Raw genomic sequence first — 16,950 nt, 5'->3', positions numbered from 1 at the left:
TGTGAAAACTGGCTACTGACGGGTATGCACGCGGTGTCACCCCGTCGTACGCTCCCGCCATGACGGACTCTCCTACTGCCGGTAACGGCAATCCGGTCGCCCCCTCCGGCACCAGGACCGCCGCGGACGTGGTGACACCGGACCTCGTGGCGCGGCTGACGCGGGGCGTCGCCGGCAGCGGCCGGACCGTGAACCACACGCCGCTGACCGGCGAGAAGCTGGCGGAGCTCCCCGAGTCGACGCCGGAGGACGTGGCGACGGCCTACGAGCGGGCGCGGGAGGCGCAGAAGGCGTGGGCGGCGACGCCGGTGCGCCGCCGCGCCGCGGTGCTGCTGCGCTTCCACGACCTCGTACTGGCCCGCCAGTCCGAGGTGCTGGACCTGATCCAGCTGGAGACCGGCAAGACGCGGCTGCACGCGCACGAGGAGGTGCTCGCGGTCGCCGTCGCCGCGCGGCACTACGGCGTCAAGGCCCCGTCGTACCTGAGGCCCAAGCGGCACACCGGCGCCATCCCGGCCCTCACCAAGGTGCGGGAGCTGCGGCACCCGCGCGGTGTCGTCGGCCAGATCGCGCCGTGGAACTACCCCCTGGAACTCTCCATCGGCGACGCGCTGCCCGCCTTCGCCGCCGGGAACGCCGTGGTGATGAAGCCCGACACCGAGACCGCGCTGACCGCCCTGTGGGCGCGCGAGCAGCTGATCGAGGCCGGACTGCCCGCCGACGTCTGGCAGGTCGTCATCGGCGAGGGCCCGGTCGTCGGCCCGGCGGTCGTGGAGCACGCCGACTACGTGTCCTTCACCGGCTCCACCCGTACCGGCCGGGACGTGGCCACGCGTGCCGCGGCCCGCCTGATCGGCGCCTCCCTCGAACTCGGCGGCAAGAACGCCCTGCTGGTGCTGGAGGACGCCGACCTCGACAAGGCGGCCGAGGGCGCGGTCCGCGCCTGCTTCTCCTCGGCGGGCCAGCTGTGCATCTCCATCGAGCGGCTCTTCGTCCACGCGTCCGTCGCCGACGCCTTCCTGGAGCGCTTCACCGCGCGCGCCGGGGCCCTCAAGCTCGGCACCGCCCTCGCCTACGGCGCCGGGATGGGGTCGCTGGCCGGCGAGCGCCAGCTGGAGACCGTCACCCGGCACGTGGAGGAGGCCGTCGCCAAGGGCGCCACCGTCCTCACCGGCGGCAGGGCCCGGCCCGACGTCGGCCCGTACTTCTTCGAGCCGACCGTCCTGGACGGCGTCGAGCCGCCGATGGCCGTGTGCGCGGAGGAGACCTTCGGCCCGGTGGTGTCCGTGTACCGCTTCACCGACGAGGACGAGGCGGTCGAGCGCGCCAACGCGACGCCGTACGGCCTCAATTCCAGCGTCTGGACCAAGGACACACGCCGCGGCGCCCGCATCGCCGCGCGTCTGCGCAGCGGCACCGTCAACGTCAACGAGGGCTACGCGCCGGCGTACGGCAGCGTGCAGTCACCGATGGGCGGCATGAAGGACTCCGGGCTCGGCCGCAGGCACGGCTCCGAGGGCATCCTCAAGTACACCGAGGCGCAGACGGTGGCGACGCAGCGCCTGCTGCCGATGGCCCCGTCGCTGGGCATGGACGACGCGGCGTACGCGGCCTTCATGAGCCGCAGCCTCCGGGTGATGAAGGCGCTGAGGCTCCGCTGATGGAGGGGGAGCGGATGTCCTACGACTACGACGTGATCGTGATCGGGTCCGGCTTCGGCGGATCCGTGTCGGCGCTGCGCCTGACGGAGAAGGGCTACACGGTCGGCGTCCTGGAGGCCGGCCGCCGCTGGACCCGGGAGTCGCTGCCGAAGAACTCCTGGCACATCAAGGACTACCTGTGGGCCCCGGCGCTCGGCCTGTACGGGATCCAGCGCATCCACCTGCTCGACAACGTCATGATCCTGGCCGGCGCGGGGGTCGGCGGCGGTTCGCTCAACTACGCCAACACCCTCTACGTCCCGCCGAAGGCCTTCTTCGAGGACCGCCAGTGGGGCCACATCACCGACTGGCAGGAGGAACTGGCCCCCCACTACGACCAGGCCAAGCGCATGCTCGGCGTGCGGCTCAACCCGACCATGACCCCCTCGGACGTCCACCTGAAGGCGACCGCCGAGCGGATGGGCGTCGGCGACTCCTTCCACATGGCCCCGGTCGGAGTGTTCTTCGGCGACGGCCAGGACGCCTCGGGCGACGCCAAGGCCACGCCCGGCGGCGAGGTGCCCGACCCGTACTTCGGCGGCGCCGGCCCCGCCCGGCGGGCCTGCACGGAGTGCGGGGAGTGCATGACCGGCTGCCGCCACGGCGCCAAGAACACCCTCAACGAGAACTACCTCCACCTCGCCGAGAAGGCGGGCGCCGAGATCCACGCGATGACCACCGTCACCGGGCTGTCGGAGAACGCCGAGGGCGGCTACGACGTCACCGTCGTCCCCACCGACCGCCGGCGCAAGGCGAAGCCGCGCGTGCTGCGTGCCGGGCACGTGGTCGTCGCCGCCGGCACCTACGGCACCCAGACGCTGCTGCACCGCATGCGCGACGCGGGCCGGCTGCCCGGCCTGTCCGCGCGGCTCGGCGAGCTGACCCGCACCAACTCCGAGGCGCTGGTGGGCGCGCAGACCGACAGCCGCCGCTACCGCCGGCGCACCGGCGAGCAGCGGGTGGACTTCACGCGGGGCGTGGCCATCACGTCCTCGATCCACCCCGACGAGAACACCCACATCGAGCCGGTCCGCTACGGCAAGGGCTCCAACTCGATGGGCGGCCTGTCCATCCTGCAGGTCCCGCACGGCACGCGGCTGCCGCGCGGGCTGGCCTACCTGGCGCACTGCGCGCGCCACCCGGTCCTGCTGATGCGGTCGCTGTCCAACCGCCGCTGGTCCGAGCGCACCATCATCGGCCTGGTCATGCAGTCCCTGGACAACTCGCTGACCACCTACCGCAAGCCCAAGGGCCTGGGGAAGGGACTGCTCACCGCCCGGCAGGGGCACGGCGCGCCCAACCCCTCCTTCATCCCCGAGGGCGCCGAGGCCGCGCGCCTGCTGGCCGAGGAGATCAACGGCTTCGCGGGCAGCAACGTCGGCGAGTTGATGGGCACCCCGCTCACCGCCCACTTCCTGGGCGGCTGTGTGATCGGCGAGGACGCCGGGCACGGCGTGATCGACCCGTACCACCGGCTGTTCGGGCACCCGGGCATCCACGTGGTGGACGGCGCCGCGGTCTCCGCCAACCTGGGGGTCAACCCCTCGCTCACCATCACCGCGCAGGCCGAACGCGCCATGTCCCTGTGGCCCAACAAGGGGGACGCCGACCCGCGTCCGGCCCAGGGCGAGGCCTACCGGCGCGTCCCCGCGGTCGAGCCCAAGCACCCGGTCGTCCCGGCGGACGCCTTCGGCGCCCTGCGGCTGCCGGTGCTGCCCGTCCCGCCGGTCCCGCCCAAGGCCTGATCCCGCCGGACGCCGAGGGGGCCGCACCCGCCCGGGACGCGGCCCCCTCGGCCGTGCTCCGTACGGGTTCCGGACCGTGCGGGGGCGCGATGCGGGGTCCGACTCACTCGATCGAGGGTCGGATACCTGCTCAAGTGCCGCGAAATGAGTAGTGTGTTCCTCGCAGAGCGGCCGGTCCCGGGCGTCCCCGGAACCGACCGCCACTTTGAGTCGTGACCGGGCTGCTGTCCCCTGCTGTCCGGTCACTGGATCACCGGAGCGAGGTCCCACGGCGCGGCCGCATTGCTTCCACTCGCGCGGGCGCGCCTCATCGCTCCGGTGGCACCCCGCCCAGCTGCGTCTGAGCGGTGTCCACGCGTGGTGTTCGACGTCCTTGCTTCCCTGGCCCGGGGTGACCGCGCCTGGCTGGCACGGACACCGGATTCAACGAAGGCGTCCGTAGGCGGTCACGTGCCGTACGGGTGATGCCCCCCGAACGGGTCACAGGGCCGGTGCCACGGGGGTTTCAGACCCGTCCGCGGCACAGTTCCAGCAGGGTCATGGCGAGGGTGGTGCCGGGCTTGCCGAGCCGGTCGCTGTAGCGGCGCAGGATGTCCATCTCGCGGGAGAGGTGCACCCGGCGGCCGCCGGACTCGATGCGGGCGCGCTGGATGCCGGCCGAGACCGTCATGCGTTCCCCCACCAGCGCGATGATCCTCGCGTCGAGCTCGTCGATGCGCTCGCGGGCGTCCGCGATGACGGCGGCGGGGTCGGTGGCGGGGGCGTTGGCGGGGCCGGTCGTCCGCTGTGCTGCCGGGGTGCCGCTCATGGGGGTTCCTCCTCGGGGGCCGGGCCCCCGGGCCGCACGGGACGGGAAACGCCAGGCGCCCCGGGCCGTGTGGCCCGGGGCGCCTGGTGACGTCTGGTTGCGTTTCCTCGCTCAGACAGCACGACCATGGCAGCCGGACCAGCCGGTGCCATAGGTAAACGCGAAGCGCGTGCCGTGGAGCATGCGGCACAGTGTGCGCCCTCGGGCCGGGGAAGTAAAGCTGTGGGCCCCGGTAGACTCGGTGGGGACCCCACGTTCGACACCGCCGGAAGGCCCACCGTGGCATCAGCGACCCCAGCCGCCCCCGACACCGTCCTCGTCGTTGACTTCGGGGCGCAGTACGCCCAGCTCATCGCCCGCCGCGTCCGCGAGGCCCGGGTCTACAGCGAGATCGTGCCGAGCACGATGCCGGTCGAGGAGATGCTGGCCAAGCGGCCCGCGGCGATCATCCTGTCGGGCGGCCCGTCGTCCGTGTACGCCGAGCACGCCCCGCGCCTGGACCGCGCCCTGTTCGAGGCGGGCGTCCCGGTCTTCGGCATGTGCTACGGCTTCCAGTTGATGGCGATCACCCTCGGCGGCACCGTCGACAACACCGGGTCGCGCGAGTACGGCCGTACCCCGCTGCACGTCGGCAAGACCGGCTCCACGCTCTTCGAGGGCACCCCGGCCGAGCAGTCGGTGTGGATGTCGCACGGCGACACCTGTTCCGCCGCCCCCGAGGGCTTCATCGTCTCCGCTTCCACCGACCTGGTGCCGGTGGCCGCGTTCGAGAACGACGAGAAGAAGCTCTACGGCGTCCAGTACCACCCCGAGGTCCTGCACTCCGACCACGGCCAGCAGGTGCTCGAGCACTTCCTCTACCGCGGCGCGGGCATCGCCCCCGACTGGACCACGCACAACGTGGTCGAGGAGCAGGTGGCCGCGATCCGCGCCCAGGTCGGCGACAAGCGCGCCATCTGCGGCCTCTCCGGCGGCGTGGACTCCGCGGTCGCCGCGGCCCTGGTCAACAAGGCCATCGGGGAGAAGCTGACCTGCGTCTACGTGGACCACGGCCTGATGCGCAAGGGCGAGTCCGAGCAGGTCGAGAAGGACTTCGTGGCGGCCACCGGCGTGCAGTTGAAGGTCGTCGACGCGCAGGAGCGCTTCCTGACCGCGCTCGCCGGGGTCTCCGACCCCGAGGAGAAGCGCAAGATCATCGGCCGGGAGTTCATCCGGGTCTTCGAGCAGGCCGCGAGCGAGATCGTCGCCGAGGCCGGCGCGCACGGCGAGTCGGTGGAGTTCCTGGTCCAGGGCACCCTCTACCCGGACGTCGTGGAGTCCGGCGGCGGCACCGGCACCGCCAACATCAAGTCCCACCACAACGTGGGCGGCCTCCCCGAGGACCTGCAGTTCCAGCTCGTCGAGCCGCTGCGCAAGCTGTTCAAGGACGAGGTCCGCATGGTCGGCCAGGAGCTCGGCCTGCCCGAGGAGATCGTCCAGCGCCAGCCCTTCCCGGGCCCGGGCCTGGGCATCCGCATCGTCGGCGAGGTCACCAAGGAGCGCCTGGACCTGCTGCGCGACGCCGACGCGATCGCCCGCGAGGAGCTGACCGCCGCCGGTCTCGACCGCGACATCTGGCAGTGCCCGGTGGTCCTCCTCGCCGACGTCCGCTCGGTGGGCGTGCAGGGCGACGGCCGCACCTACGGTCACCCCATCGTGCTGCGCCCGGTCTCCAGCGAGGACGCCATGACCGCGGACTGGTCGCGGCTGCCGTACGAGGTGCTGGCCCGGATCTCCACCCGGATCACCAACGAGGTGGCCGACGTCAACCGCGTCGTGCTGGACGTCACCAGCAAGCCCCCGGGCACCATCGAGTGGGAGTAGCCCCCGACGTGGGGCAGGCTTGGGGCGATACCGGGGAAACCTGGTATCGCCCCTGTTCATCTGCGGTACCTCGGGGTAACTTCCGCGCCATGACCGACACCGTGCCGCAGCCCGTACCCCCCGATCGGCTGCATTTCGCCCTCCCGCCCACCTTCGAGGACCCGGCGGAGGAACGCCGCCACCGCAAGGAGCGGCTGGTGGTGGCGCTGCGGGCGTTCGCGGAGCTGGGGTTCGAGGACGGGGTGTCGGGGCACATCACCGTGCGCGATCCGGATCTGCCGGACCACTACTGGGTGAACCCCTTCGGGGTGCCGTTCCGGCACCTCGCCGTGGGCGAGCTGATCCTGGTCAACCAGTACGGCGCCGTCGTCGAGGGCCGGCACCACGTCAACCAGGCGGCCTTCACCATCCACGCCCATGTGCACACCGCACGGCCCGACGCGACGGCCGTCGTCCACAGCCATTCCACCTACGGCCGGGCGCTGGCCGCGCTGGGGGAGCGGCTGGAGCCGATCACCCAGGACGCCTGCGCCTTCTACGAGGACCACGCCCTGTTCGACGCCTACACCGGGGTCGTCGTGGACGAGGCGCAGGCGCGGCGCATCGCGGTGGTCCTGGGGGCGCACAAGGCGGTCGTGCTGCGCAACCACGGGCTCCTGACGGTCGGCGAGACCGTGGACGCGGCGGCGTGGTGGTTCATGACGATGGAGAAGTCCTGCCAGGTGCAGCTGAGCGCGAAGGCGGCGGGCAAGCCGGTGTGGATCGCGCACGAGGACGCGATCGCCACGCGTGAGCAACTGGGACACGATCTGGTCGCCTGGATCAACTACCAGCCCACCTATGAGCGGATAGCCCGCGATAATCCAGAGCTTTTTGATTGAACGACGGCCGCTTCGCCTACGTATCTCCTAGGGCGCTCCTGGAGAATCGGTCCGGGAGGGGGTCCACGGCAGGTGTGTGCGAGAGGGCGGACGTCATGAGCGTGACGGGCATAACGGGCATGAGCGGAACGAGAGACACGGAGCGGTACCCCAGTCAGGGACCGTGGCGGGACACGGCACGGCGTTACGCCCTGCTGCCGCTGCGCATCTTCCTCGGCGTGACCTTCGTCTACGCCGGCTTCGACAAACTGCTGTCCGACACCTTCTTCACCGACGGCGCCCCGGGCTCGCTCGTCGGCACCCTCAACGGGGTCCGCGGCACCGCCGCCATCCCGGCCATGATCGACCTGGCCCTGGAGAACCCGCACGGCTTCGGCTACGCCATCGCCTTCGGTGAGATCGCCGTCGGCATCGGCACGCTGCTCGGCCTGCTCAGCCGGATCGCGGCCCTCGGCGGCGCGCTGATCTCGCTGAGCCTGTGGCTCACGATGAGCTGGTCCACGCAGCCGTACTACTACGGCAACGACCTGGCCTACCTGATGGCCTGGCTGCCGCTGGTCCTCGCCGGCGCCCCGCTACTGTCCGTCGACGCGATGATCGCCGGACGCCGCGGCCGGGGACGGCGCGGCCTGGCCTGAGCTCCGGGCGCTCCGCCCCCGGAGCATCCGGGAGGTGACCGCGCCGAGCGCCGCGAGCCCCAGACCCGCGCAGGTCAGGGGCACCGCGGCGTGCGGGGACAGCGACACCTCGCCGGCGGCGTCGAGCAGGAACACCGCGGCCAGTCCCAGCAGGACCAGGCCGGTCAGGAGCGCCGAGGGCGCGAACCGATGCCGTCTCACGGGAACTGCACCACCTTCACCTGTCCGACGCCGACTTCCACGTCGAGTTCCACCGTGCCCGCGGACTTCCGGCCGTCCACCGGGTCCAGGGTCACCTTCCGGTCCAGCCCGGGCTGGACGTCGATGTCCTTCTCCTTCTCGCCGGGCAACTGCACGTCGCCCACGCCCACCTGGACGTGCATCCGCAGCGTGACGTCCTCCGGGATCCTGACCACCAGCTGTCCCGCCCCGACCTCGGCCCGCGTCGTGACGGTGCGCCCGCCCGGCTGGAGCTTGGACAGGTCCAGCGTCGCCCGGCCCGTGCCCAGCTCGTACGAGTCCTGCACCGCCGAGAGCGTGGTGGGCGTCCAGGTGCGCTGCTTCCAGTCGGTGCCGACCGACCGGGGCAGCGTCGTGGAGCCCACCAGCAGCGCGGCGGTCAGCAGCACCGCGAAGACGGTGCCGCCGCCGAGCCGCCCCCACCAGGTGCTCACCACGAAGCCCAGGCCGAAGACGGCCAGCGCCGAACCGAGGCCGATCTGCACGCCGGTGGCCAGCGGCTGGGACGACCAGGACGCGGCCAGGCCGGCCGCGGCCGCCGCCGTCGCCGCGAAGAACACGAGCACGCCCAGCCAGGCGCCCTCGCGCCGCACCGCCCGGCGCCGGTCCCGCCACTCGCGGCGGTCGCGCTCCACGTCCGCGGGGCCGTCGTCCGGCCCCCACAGGTAGCCGCCCGGCCCCGGCACCGGGGGCGCGTCCTCGACCGAGGTCTCCTTCCACCACGCGGCCGTGGCGGGCTGCGGCGGCGGCTGGGTCGGCGGTGGCGCGACCGGCTGCGCGGGCGCCTCGGTCGCCTGGCGCCGGTGCACCGACCAGTACACGGCACCGGCGAACGCCGCCAGCAGTCCCAGCGAGAAGGCCAGGTTCCCGCCGCTGCCCAGCATCGACAGGAACAGCCCGCAGCCGACCAGCGCGACCAGCACCGCCGTCAGCGCGGTCCCCTCCACCCGGCCGGACAGCAGCCGGTGCGCCTCGCTCTCGGTCTCCCCCTCCAGCGGGACGAGCAGCCACGCCAGGCCGTAGGCCACCAGCCCGAGGCCGCCGGTGAGCGCCAGCACGCCGAGCACGATCCGGAAGACCACCGGGTCGATGTCGAAGTACCGTCCCGCGCCCTCGCAGACGCCGGCGACCACCTTCCGTTCGCGGCAGCGCGCCAGCCGCCGGCCCGGCGGTGCCCCGGCCGCCTCCGTCTCCGTGTGCTGCTCCGTCATGGCTCCATGGTGGCGGGCCGGGACGTGTGCCGGTATCCGGAACGACCCTGACCCCGCATGGGGGCCAACCCTGATACCCACCGTGCGCGAAACGTGTGACGATCGGGACATGCCAGCCGCCGGACCACCGACCAGCCCACCCAACGGGGCGTCGTACTTCGCGCCGCCGGACCCGGCCGGATCCCCGGTCCGCAAGCTCTACCGCAGCTCCGAGGGCCGGATGATCGGCGGTGTCGCCCGGGGGCTGGCCGGACACCTCGGACTGCCCGTGGCCTGGGTGCGCGTCGTCTTCGTCGTCCTCGCCACCATCCAGGGCCTGGGCATCCTGCTGTACGCGGTCTTCTGGTTCGTGGTGCCGCTCGGCGTCGGCGGGGTGGTCGAGGCCAAGGAGCCGCGCGACGCCCGCTCCTGGCTCGCCGGACGCAGGCCCGACCGGGGCCAGATCGTCGCGCTCATCGCACTCGCCATCGGCCTCGGCATCCTGCTGGACAACCTCAACCTCGGCAGGGCCAACGCCTACGTCTGGCCGCTGCTGCTGATCGGGCTCGGCGTCGCCCTGGTGTGGCGGCAGGCCGACAACGCCCGCCGGGCCCGCTGGGCCGAGCTGAGCCGCCGCAGGAGGCTGCTGCCGTTCGCGCGCGGCGCCGCCGGGGTGATCCTCGTCGGCGTGGGCGTGACCGGTTTCCTCGTCGTGCAGGGCTCCGTCAGCCACCTGGGCACCATCCTCCAGGCCGCGCTCGCCGTCCTGGTCGGCGTGGCGCTGATCGCCGGACCGTACCTCGTGCGCATGACCCAGGACCTGTCGGCCGAGCGGCTGGCCCGCATCCGCGCGCAGGAGCGGGCCGAGGTCGCCGCACACGTCCACGACTCCGTGCTGCACACCCTGACCCTCATCCAGCGGCACGCCGAGGACCCGCGGGAGGTCGCACGGCTGGCCCGCGCGCAGGAACGGGAGCTGCGGGCCTGGCTCTACCGGCCCGAGGGCAACGGCAAGGAGGACGAGCCGGCCACCCTCGCCGAGGCGGTGCGCCGTGCCGCGGCCGAGGTGGAGGACGCCCACGGCGTCCCCGTCGAAGTGGTGTGCGTCGGCGACTGCCCGCTCGACGAACGCCTGGTGGCGCAGATGCAGGCGGCCCGCGAGGCCATGGTCAACGCCGCCAAGTACGGTGGGGACGAACCCGTGCAGGTGTACGCGGAGGTCGAGGAGAGCAGGGTCTTCGTGTCGGTCCGCGACCGCGGACCCGGCTTCGACCTCGACGACGTACCGTCGGACAGGATGGGCGTCCGGGAGTCCATCATCGGCCGGATGCGGCGCAACGGCGGCGAGGCGCGGCTGCGCTCCGCGCCGGGCGGGGGGACGGAAGTGGAGCTGGAGATGGACAGGGCCCAGGGACCAGGGAGGTCGTCATGAGCACGGAACGACGCGTGAGGGTCGTCCTCGTCGACGACCACCGGATGTTCCGCACCGGGGTGCAGGCCGAGATCGGCGAGACCGAGCGGACCGGGGTCGACGTGGTCGGCGAGGCCGCCGACGTGGACCAGGCGGTCTCCGTGATCACCGCGACGCGGCCAGGCGTCGTCCTGCTCGACGTCCACCTGCCGGGCGGCGGCGGGGTCGAGGTCCTCAAGCGCTGCGCCGGTCTCATGACCGACGCCGAACACCCCGTGCGCTTCCTGGCGTTGTCGGTCTCCGACGCCGCCGAGGACGTCATCGGGGTGATCCGCGGCGGCGCCCGCGGCTACGTCACCAAGACCATCACCGGCCCCGACCTGGTCAGTTCGGTCTTCCGGGTCGCCGACGGCGACGCCGTCTTCTCACCCCGGCTGGCCGGCTTCGTCCTGGACGCCTTCGCCTCCACCGACGCCCCGCCGGTCGACGAGGACCTGGACCGGCTGACCCAGCGCGAGCGCGAGGTGCTGCGGCTGATCGCGCGCGGCTACGCGTACAAGGAAGTCGCCAAGCAGCTCTACATCTCGGTGAAGACGGTCGAGTCGCACGTCTCGGCGGTGCTGCGCAAGCTGCAGCTCAGCAACCGGCACGAACTCACCCGCTGGGCGACCGCGCGCCGGCTGGTCTGAGGGCCCGCGGCGCGGGCGTCACGCCGGACGCGCGGCGCCCGCGAAGGGCATCTGGTCGACCGGGGCGAGTTTGACGACGTCACCGGTGCGGGGGGCGTGGATCATCATGCCGTTGCCCACGTAGAGGCCGACGTGGCTGATCCCCGAGTAGAAGAACACCAGGTCGCCGGGCTCCAGTTGGGAGCGGGAGATCCGGGTGCCCGCGTTGATCTGGGTGTACGTCGTGCGCGGCAGGGAGACCCCGGCCGACCGCCACGCGGCCTGCGTGAAGCCCGAGCAGTCGTACGCCGAGGGCCCGGTGGCGCCCCAGACGTAGGGCAGGCCGAGGGAGTCGTAGGCGAAGGAGACGGCACGGGCGGCGCGTGCGTTGGGGGCGGCCGCGGGCGCCAGCCCGGCGCGGGAGCCGGTGGCGCCGCGGCCGGCGCGGGCCGGGTCGGCGGAACCGTGGCCCCCGTAGGACAGCACCTCGGCGCGCTGGGCGGCGGTGAGACGGCCGAGCAGCTGCCGCGCGGAGGCCAGGCGCCGTTCCACGGTGTGCTTGTGGCGGGCGAGTTCGGCGCGGGTGCCGCGCAGTTCCGCCAGCTCGCCCTCGGTCTCGGTGCGCAGCTGCTCGATGCCCCGCCGCTGGGCCGACAGGGCGCGCAGCGCGGCGTTCTGGCGGCTGCTCATCCGGTCCAGCATCCCGGCGCGCTCCAGGTAGTCGCCGGGGGAGGAGGCGAGGGCCAGCTGGACGGCGGGGTCGATGCCGCCGCTGCGGTACTGGGCGGTGGCGAGGGAGCCGAGGCCGTCGCGGGTGACGTTGAGCCGCTCGGTCCTGCGGGCGAGTTCGTCCTGGAGGCGCTCGATCCGCCCGGTGGCCGTGTCCGCCTTCTCCTTCGCTCCGTTGTACCGCTCGGTGGCCTGCTCCGCCTCCTCGTACAGCCGGTCCACCCGGGCCCTGGCCTCGTCCGTGGTCAGCCGGGGTTCGGCGTGCCCGGCCTCCCCGAACAGCGTCACGGAGGCCGCGCCCGCCAGGGCCAGACCGGCTGCGGTGCGCGCGGTCGTGCCTGCCAGGCCGCGTTCCTTGGGCCTTCTGTGCGACGCCACGCGCCGTCACTCCTTCCGGGCTGTCCGTACGCCCCCCTGCGGTCCGGCGGCGGGCGGACGGGGAGCCGTCCACCGCCGGACCTTCGGCGGGGGCGGCCGTGCCGGGGACGGGGTCCTCGCGGCAGTGGGGATCGGCCACCTGGGGCAGGACGCTAAACCTGGACGTCGTGAGCGGGCTCCGGACTGTGCGGGACTGGTCCGATTCGGCCGCGGACTGCCCGCGGATGACCGCTGTTCGACGGGTGACCTGGTCACTTGCGGTCCGGCCGTGACCGATATGACGGAAGAGGGCGACCTCGGTGCCGAGTGCTGCTATGAGCCTGACTAGGGTCCTGAGCCATGGACGTACTCATCAACCTGATCGTCGGCCTGCACATCATCGGCATCGCCGCGCTGCTGGGCGGCTTCCTCACCCAGATGAAGGCCATGGGCCGCGGCGAGGCCCGGTTCGTGCCGGGCATGCTGCACGGCGCGCTGACCATGCTGGTCACGGGCGCGCTGCTGGTCGGCCTCAACCAGGCCGACGACCAACCGGTCAACAACATCAAGATCGGCGTGAAGCTGGCGATCCTGGTGGTGATCCTCGGCCTGGTCTACGTCAAGCGGGACGAGGAGAAGGTGCCGGCGGCGGCCTTCGGCACCGTGGGTGCGCTGACCACCGCCAACATCTTCATCGCGGTGCTGTGGACCTGAGCCCGGCCGGGGGGACGGGGCGGGCGGGGGCTCAGGCCATCCGGGCGTAGCCGTAGATCGGCATCTCCGTGATCGGGGCGATCTTCACCACGGTCCCGGTGTGGGGGGCGTGGATCATCCGGCCGCCGCCGATGTAGAGGCCGACGTGGGTGACGTCCGAGTAGAAGAAGACCAGGTCGCCGGGTTGCAGCTGGTCGGCGGTGACGCGGCTGCCGAAGTCGACCTGGTCGTAGGTGACGCGGGGGATCGAGACGCCCGCGGCGCCCCAGGCGGCCTGGGTCAGGCCCGAGCAGTCGTAGGAGTTGGGGCCGGTGGCCCCGTACACGTACGGCTTGCCCAGCTGGGCGCGCGCGAACTCGATCGCCTTGGCCGCCTTGGCGGCGTAGGTGCCGGACACCGGGGCCGTCGAGCCCGACTCCCCGGCCGCCTCCTGCGCGGCCTTCTCCTTGGCGGCGATCTCCGCGGCCTTCGCGGCGGCCTCCTCCTGCCGCTTCTTCTCCAGCGCCGCCAGCCGCGCCTTCTCCTGGGCGGTGAGGCTGTTCAGCAGCTTCTGCGCCGCGGCGAGCTTCTGCTTGACCGTGGTCTTCTCCGCGTTCAGCCGCCGCTGCGCGTCGGTCAGCTTCTGCAGGCTCTCGACGGCCTCGGCGCGCTTGGCCGTCGTCTCGGCCTGCTCGGAGCGGAAGGTCTCCAGCGCGTGCTCCTGGCGGTCGGACAGGCGGTCCATCAGGTGCGCCTGGTCCAGGAACTGCTGCGGGTCGGAGGTGAGCAGGAAGCTCGTCGTCCCGTCCAGGCCGCCGCCCCGGTACTGCGCCGCGGCGTACTCGCCGATGGTGCGGCGGGCGGAGTTGAGCGTCTCGGTCCTGCGGGCCACCTGGTCCAGCAGCGCGTCGGCGCGCGCCCGCTGCTGCTCGGTCTGCTCCTTGGCGCCGTTGTAGCGCTCGGTGGCGGCTTCGGCCTGGTGGTGGAGCTTGTCGACCTGGGCCTTGACCTCGGTGATGGAGGGCTTGTCGGGTGAGGCGGGCGCCGCGCTCGCGCTCTCGCCGAAGAGGGTGACGGTCGCCAGTGCGGCGGTCGTGAGCCCCACCGCGGCCCGGGGGCCGGGGACGGTCAGCGCGCGCGGGCGCGGCTTGCGGTGCGTCGCCAAGTCAGGCGGCTCCTTCCGTGGACCGCCTACCGGGTTAGCTGTCGGGTTCGGGCTTCGGAAGGCCGCCCTACGGGCCGTGCGGGCGCGCTGCGCTCGTACGGACCGATTCACCCCAAGGTCGTGGGTCCCCGGCTCCGGCGGTCGCCGGACTCAGCGGAGGCGGCCCGTGACGGCACGGTCGCCGCCGCATGGAGCGGACCGCCTGATGCGGCACGGTAGTCAACTGCGGGGGTCCGTGGGAACCCTGGTGTTCGAATTGTCCGCAATCATTTCGTGACCTTCGCCATGCGGGGCCGCCGCGGGCGGCGACGGGCCGTGCCGCGGAGGGTGCGGACGCGGGCTCGGGCTCGGGCAAGCGGCGCACCGCTGTCCGTCCCACGGCCTAGACTCGGGAGGCGATGAGCAGCCTCTTTGACGACAGCTTCCTGGCCGGCCTCGAACCGAGGGAGGAGGAGCCCCCGCCGCCTCCCGAGGACGAGCCCGACACGGCTCCCGACGACCTCTTCGAGGGGCGCTTCGACGCGCCCGTCGACCGGGACGCGTACTACCGGGACGGCGCCCCCCGCCCGGTCGTCGACCCGACCGCGCTGCTGGAGGGGCTCAACGAGCAGCAGCGTGCCGCCGTCGAGCACACCGGCTCCCCGCTGCTCATCGTCGCCGGCGCCGGCTCAGGCAAGACCCGGGTGCTCACCCACCGCATCGCGTACCTGCTGGGTGCCCGCAAGGTGCACCCCGGCCAGATCCTGGCGATCACCTTCACCAACAAGGCCGCCGGCGAGATGAAGGAGCGCGTCGAGCAGCTGGTCGGCCCGCGCGCCAATGTGATGTGGGTCTCCACCTTCCACAGCGCGTGCGTCCGCATCCTGCGCCGGGAGTCCAAGAGGCTCGGCTTCACCTCCAGCTTCTCGATCTACGACGCGGCCGACTCCAAGCGGCTGATGGCCCTGGTCTGCCGCGACCTGGACCTGGACCCCAAGCAGTTCCCGCCGAAGTCCTTCAGCGCCAAGGTCTCCAACCTCAAGAACGAGCTCATCGACGAGGAGACCTTCGCCGACCAGGCCGAGAACCCCTTCGAGAAGAAGCTCGCCGAGGCCTACGCGATGTACCAGTCGCGGCTGCGCGAGGCCAACGCGCTCGACTTCGACGACATCATCATGACCACGGTCAACCTGCTCCAGGCCTTCCCGGACGTCGCCGAGCACTACCGGCGCCGGTTCCGGCACGTCCTGGTCGACGAGTACCAGGACACCAACCACGCCCAGTACACCCTGGTGCGCGAGCTGGTCGGGACCGGTGACGCGGAGGAGGGCGGCGAGGGGCCCGCCGAGCTGTGCGTGGTCGGTGACGCCGACCAGAGCATCTACGCCTTCCGCGGCGCCACGATCCGCAACATCCTCCAGTTCGAGGAGGACTACCCGCAGGCCCGCACGATCCTGCTGGAGCAGAACTACCGCTCCACCCAGAACATCCTGACCGCCGCCAACGCCGTCATCGAGCGCAACGCCTCCCGCCGCCCCAAGAACCTGTGGACGGAGGCCGGCCAGGGCCCCATCATCACCGGCTACGTCGCCGACCAGGAGCACGACGAGGCGCAGTTCATCGCCGACGAGATCGACCGGCTCACCGACGCCGGCGACGCCCGCCCCGGCGAGGTCGCGGTCTTCTACCGCACCAACGCGCAGTCCCGTGTCTTCGAAGAGGTCTTCATCCGCGTCGGCCTGCCCTACAAGGTCGTCGGCGGGGTCCGCTTCTACGAGCGCAAGGAGGTCCGGGACGTCCTGGCCTACCTGCGCGTGCTCGCCAACCCCGAGGACACCGTCCCGCTGCGCCGCATCCTCAACGTGCCCAAGCGCGGCATCGGGGAGCGCGCCGAGGCCATGGTCGACGCCCTGGCGTCACGCGAGCGGATCTCCTTCGCCGCCGCGCTGCGCCGGGTCGACGAGGCCTTCGGCATGGCGTCGCGCTCGGTCAACGCCGTCAAGCGCTTCAACGAGCTCCTGGAGGAGCTGCGCACCGTCGTCGACTCGGGCGCCGGCCCCGCCACCGTCCTGGAGGCCGTGCTGGAGCGCACGGGCTACCTGGCCGAGCTGCAGGCCTCCACCGACCCGCAGGACGAGACCCGCATCGAGAACCTCCAGGAACTCGCGGCGGTGGCACTGGAGTTCGAGCAGGAGCGCACCGAGGAGGAGCCCGGCACGCTCGCGGAGTTCCTGGAGCGGGTCGCGCTGGTCGCCGACTCCGACCAGATCCCGGACGACGACGAGGGCGGCGGCGTCATAACGCTGATGACCCTGCACACCGCCAAGGGCCTGGAGTTCCCGGTGGTCTTCCTGACCGGCATGGAGGACGGGGTCTTCCCGCACATGCGCGCGCTCGGCCAGACCAAGGAACTGGAGGAGGAGCGGCGGCTCGCCTACGTCGGCATCACGCGGGCGCGGCAGCGGCTGTACGTGACGCGGTCGACCATGCGCAGCGCCTGGGGCCAGCCCTCGTACAACCCGCCCTCGCGCTTCCTGGAGGAGATCCCGGAGCCGCTCATCGAGTGGAAGCGCACGGGCGCCTCCGCGGCACCCTCCGCCTCGGTGTCGGCGGCGGCCTCGATGCTGTCGCGTTCCCCGTCGAAGAGCGGGCCCTCCGGATTCGCGACGCGGCGCACCCAGGACCGCCCGGTCATCTCGCTGGCGGTCGGTGACCGGGTCACGCACGACACCTTCGGGCTGGGCACGGTCGTCGCGGTCGACGGCAGCGGGGAGAAGGCCAAGGCCACCATCGACTTCGGCGACGAGCGGCCGAAGGTGCTGCTGCTGCGGTACGCGCCGGTGGAGAAGCTCTAGCCGGCTTCAGGAGGGGTCCTCGCCCGGC

14 protein-coding genes and 1 riboswitch are annotated in these 16,950 nt (G+C 72.4%); of the genes, 9 read left to right on the top strand and 5 right to left on the bottom strand.

What is annotated here, in order from left to right; genetic code table 11:
- Positions 1-59 precede the first annotated feature (59 nt).
- Positions 60-1,661, top strand: a complete 1,602-nt coding sequence (locus OG937_19230) for a succinic semialdehyde dehydrogenase (protein WUD73664.1) — start codon at positions 60-62, stop codon at positions 1,659-1,661.
- 14 nt (positions 1,662-1,675) lie between these two features.
- Complete coding sequence (locus OG937_19225) at positions 1,676-3,445, top strand: GMC family oxidoreductase (protein ID WUD78814.1); 1,770 nt, start codon at positions 1,676-1,678, stop codon at positions 3,443-3,445.
- A 505-nt stretch (positions 3,446-3,950) separates the two neighbouring features.
- On the opposite strand, the gene OG937_19220 is transcribed toward OG937_19225, so the two are convergent.
- Positions 3,951-4,253, bottom strand: coding sequence for a chorismate mutase (locus OG937_19220; protein ID WUD73663.1), 303 nt, complete (start codon positions 4,251-4,253; stop codon positions 3,951-3,953).
- A gap of 279 nt (positions 4,254-4,532) precedes the next feature.
- On the opposite strand from OG937_19220, the gene guaA reads away from it, so the two are divergent.
- The 3 genes from guaA (at position 4,533) to OG937_19205 (ending at position 7,635) form a co-directional block, all read left to right on the top strand.
- On the top strand, positions 4,533-6,116 hold the full coding sequence (gene guaA / locus OG937_19215; GenBank protein WUD73662.1) for a glutamine-hydrolyzing GMP synthase: 1,584 nt from the start codon (positions 4,533-4,535) through the stop codon (positions 6,114-6,116).
- 89 nt (positions 6,117-6,205) lie between these two features.
- Complete coding sequence (locus OG937_19210) at positions 6,206-6,997, top strand: class II aldolase/adducin family protein (protein ID WUD73661.1); 792 nt, start codon at positions 6,206-6,208, stop codon at positions 6,995-6,997.
- A gap of 119 nt (positions 6,998-7,116) precedes the next feature.
- Positions 7,117-7,635, top strand: a complete 519-nt coding sequence (locus tag OG937_19205; GenBank protein ID WUD73660.1) for a DoxX family membrane protein — start codon at positions 7,117-7,119, stop codon at positions 7,633-7,635.
- Here OG937_19205 and OG937_19200 read toward each other — a convergent pair.
- Together OG937_19200 and OG937_19195 are read right to left on the bottom strand one after the other, a co-directional pair.
- The gene (locus tag OG937_19200; GenBank protein WUD73659.1) at positions 7,573-7,836 is read right to left on the bottom strand and encodes a hypothetical protein; all 264 of its coding nucleotides are present in this window, start codon (positions 7,834-7,836) and stop codon (positions 7,573-7,575) included. The genes OG937_19205 and OG937_19200 overlap by 63 nt on opposite strands.
- Complete coding sequence (locus OG937_19195; GenBank protein ID WUD73658.1) at positions 7,833-9,086, bottom strand: PspC domain-containing protein; 1,254 nt, start codon at positions 9,084-9,086, stop codon at positions 7,833-7,835. The genes OG937_19200 and OG937_19195 overlap by 4 nt, the downstream gene beginning before the upstream one ends.
- A gap of 109 nt (positions 9,087-9,195) precedes the next feature.
- On the opposite strand from OG937_19195, the gene OG937_19190 reads away from it, so the two are divergent.
- A complete protein-coding gene (locus OG937_19190) occupies positions 9,196-10,497 on the top strand; it encodes a PspC domain-containing protein (GenBank protein ID WUD73657.1) in 1,302 nt (433 codons plus the stop codon).
- Positions 10,494-11,165, top strand: coding sequence for a response regulator transcription factor (locus tag OG937_19185; GenBank protein WUD73656.1), 672 nt, complete (start codon positions 10,494-10,496; stop codon positions 11,163-11,165). The genes OG937_19190 and OG937_19185 overlap by 4 nt, the downstream gene beginning before the upstream one ends.
- An 18-nt stretch (positions 11,166-11,183) precedes the next feature.
- Here OG937_19185 and OG937_19180 read toward each other — a convergent pair whose 3' ends face one another.
- Positions 11,184-12,251, bottom strand: coding sequence for an NlpC/P60 family protein (locus OG937_19180; protein ID WUD73655.1), 1,068 nt, complete (start codon positions 12,249-12,251; stop codon positions 11,184-11,186).
- Between the two features lie 339 nt (positions 12,252-12,590).
- Between OG937_19180 and OG937_19175 the strand changes: the two genes are divergently transcribed.
- On the top strand, positions 12,591-12,944 hold the full coding sequence (locus OG937_19175) for a hypothetical protein (GenBank protein WUD73654.1): 354 nt from the start codon (positions 12,591-12,593) through the stop codon (positions 12,942-12,944).
- Between the two features lie 31 nt (positions 12,945-12,975).
- Here the strand turns inward: OG937_19175 and OG937_19170 are convergent, their stop codons facing one another.
- Positions 12,976-14,088: an NlpC/P60 family protein gene (locus tag OG937_19170; protein WUD73653.1), complete on the bottom strand. Its 1,113-nt coding sequence runs from the start codon at positions 14,086-14,088 to the stop codon at positions 12,976-12,978.
- 7 nt (positions 14,089-14,095) lie between these two features.
- Positions 14,096-14,254, bottom strand: a riboswitch (cyclic di-AMP (ydaO/yuaA leader).
- Between the two features lie 232 nt (positions 14,255-14,486).
- Here OG937_19170 and pcrA point away from each other — a divergent pair.
- Positions 14,487-16,922 carry a DNA helicase PcrA gene (gene pcrA / locus OG937_19165; GenBank protein WUD73652.1) on the top strand — a complete coding sequence of 812 codons (2,436 nt, stop codon included), beginning with the start codon at positions 14,487-14,489 and terminating at the stop codon, positions 16,920-16,922.
- Positions 16,923-16,950: the final 28 nt, after the last annotated feature.

Source organism: Streptomyces sp. NBC_00510, from assembly GCA_036013505.1.
In the GTDB taxonomy this organism is placed as follows: Bacteria; Actinomycetota; Actinomycetes; order Streptomycetales; family Streptomycetaceae; genus Actinacidiphila.
Note: the sequence above shows the minus strand (reverse complement) of the source record. Positions and strands in the feature narration are given on the sequence as shown.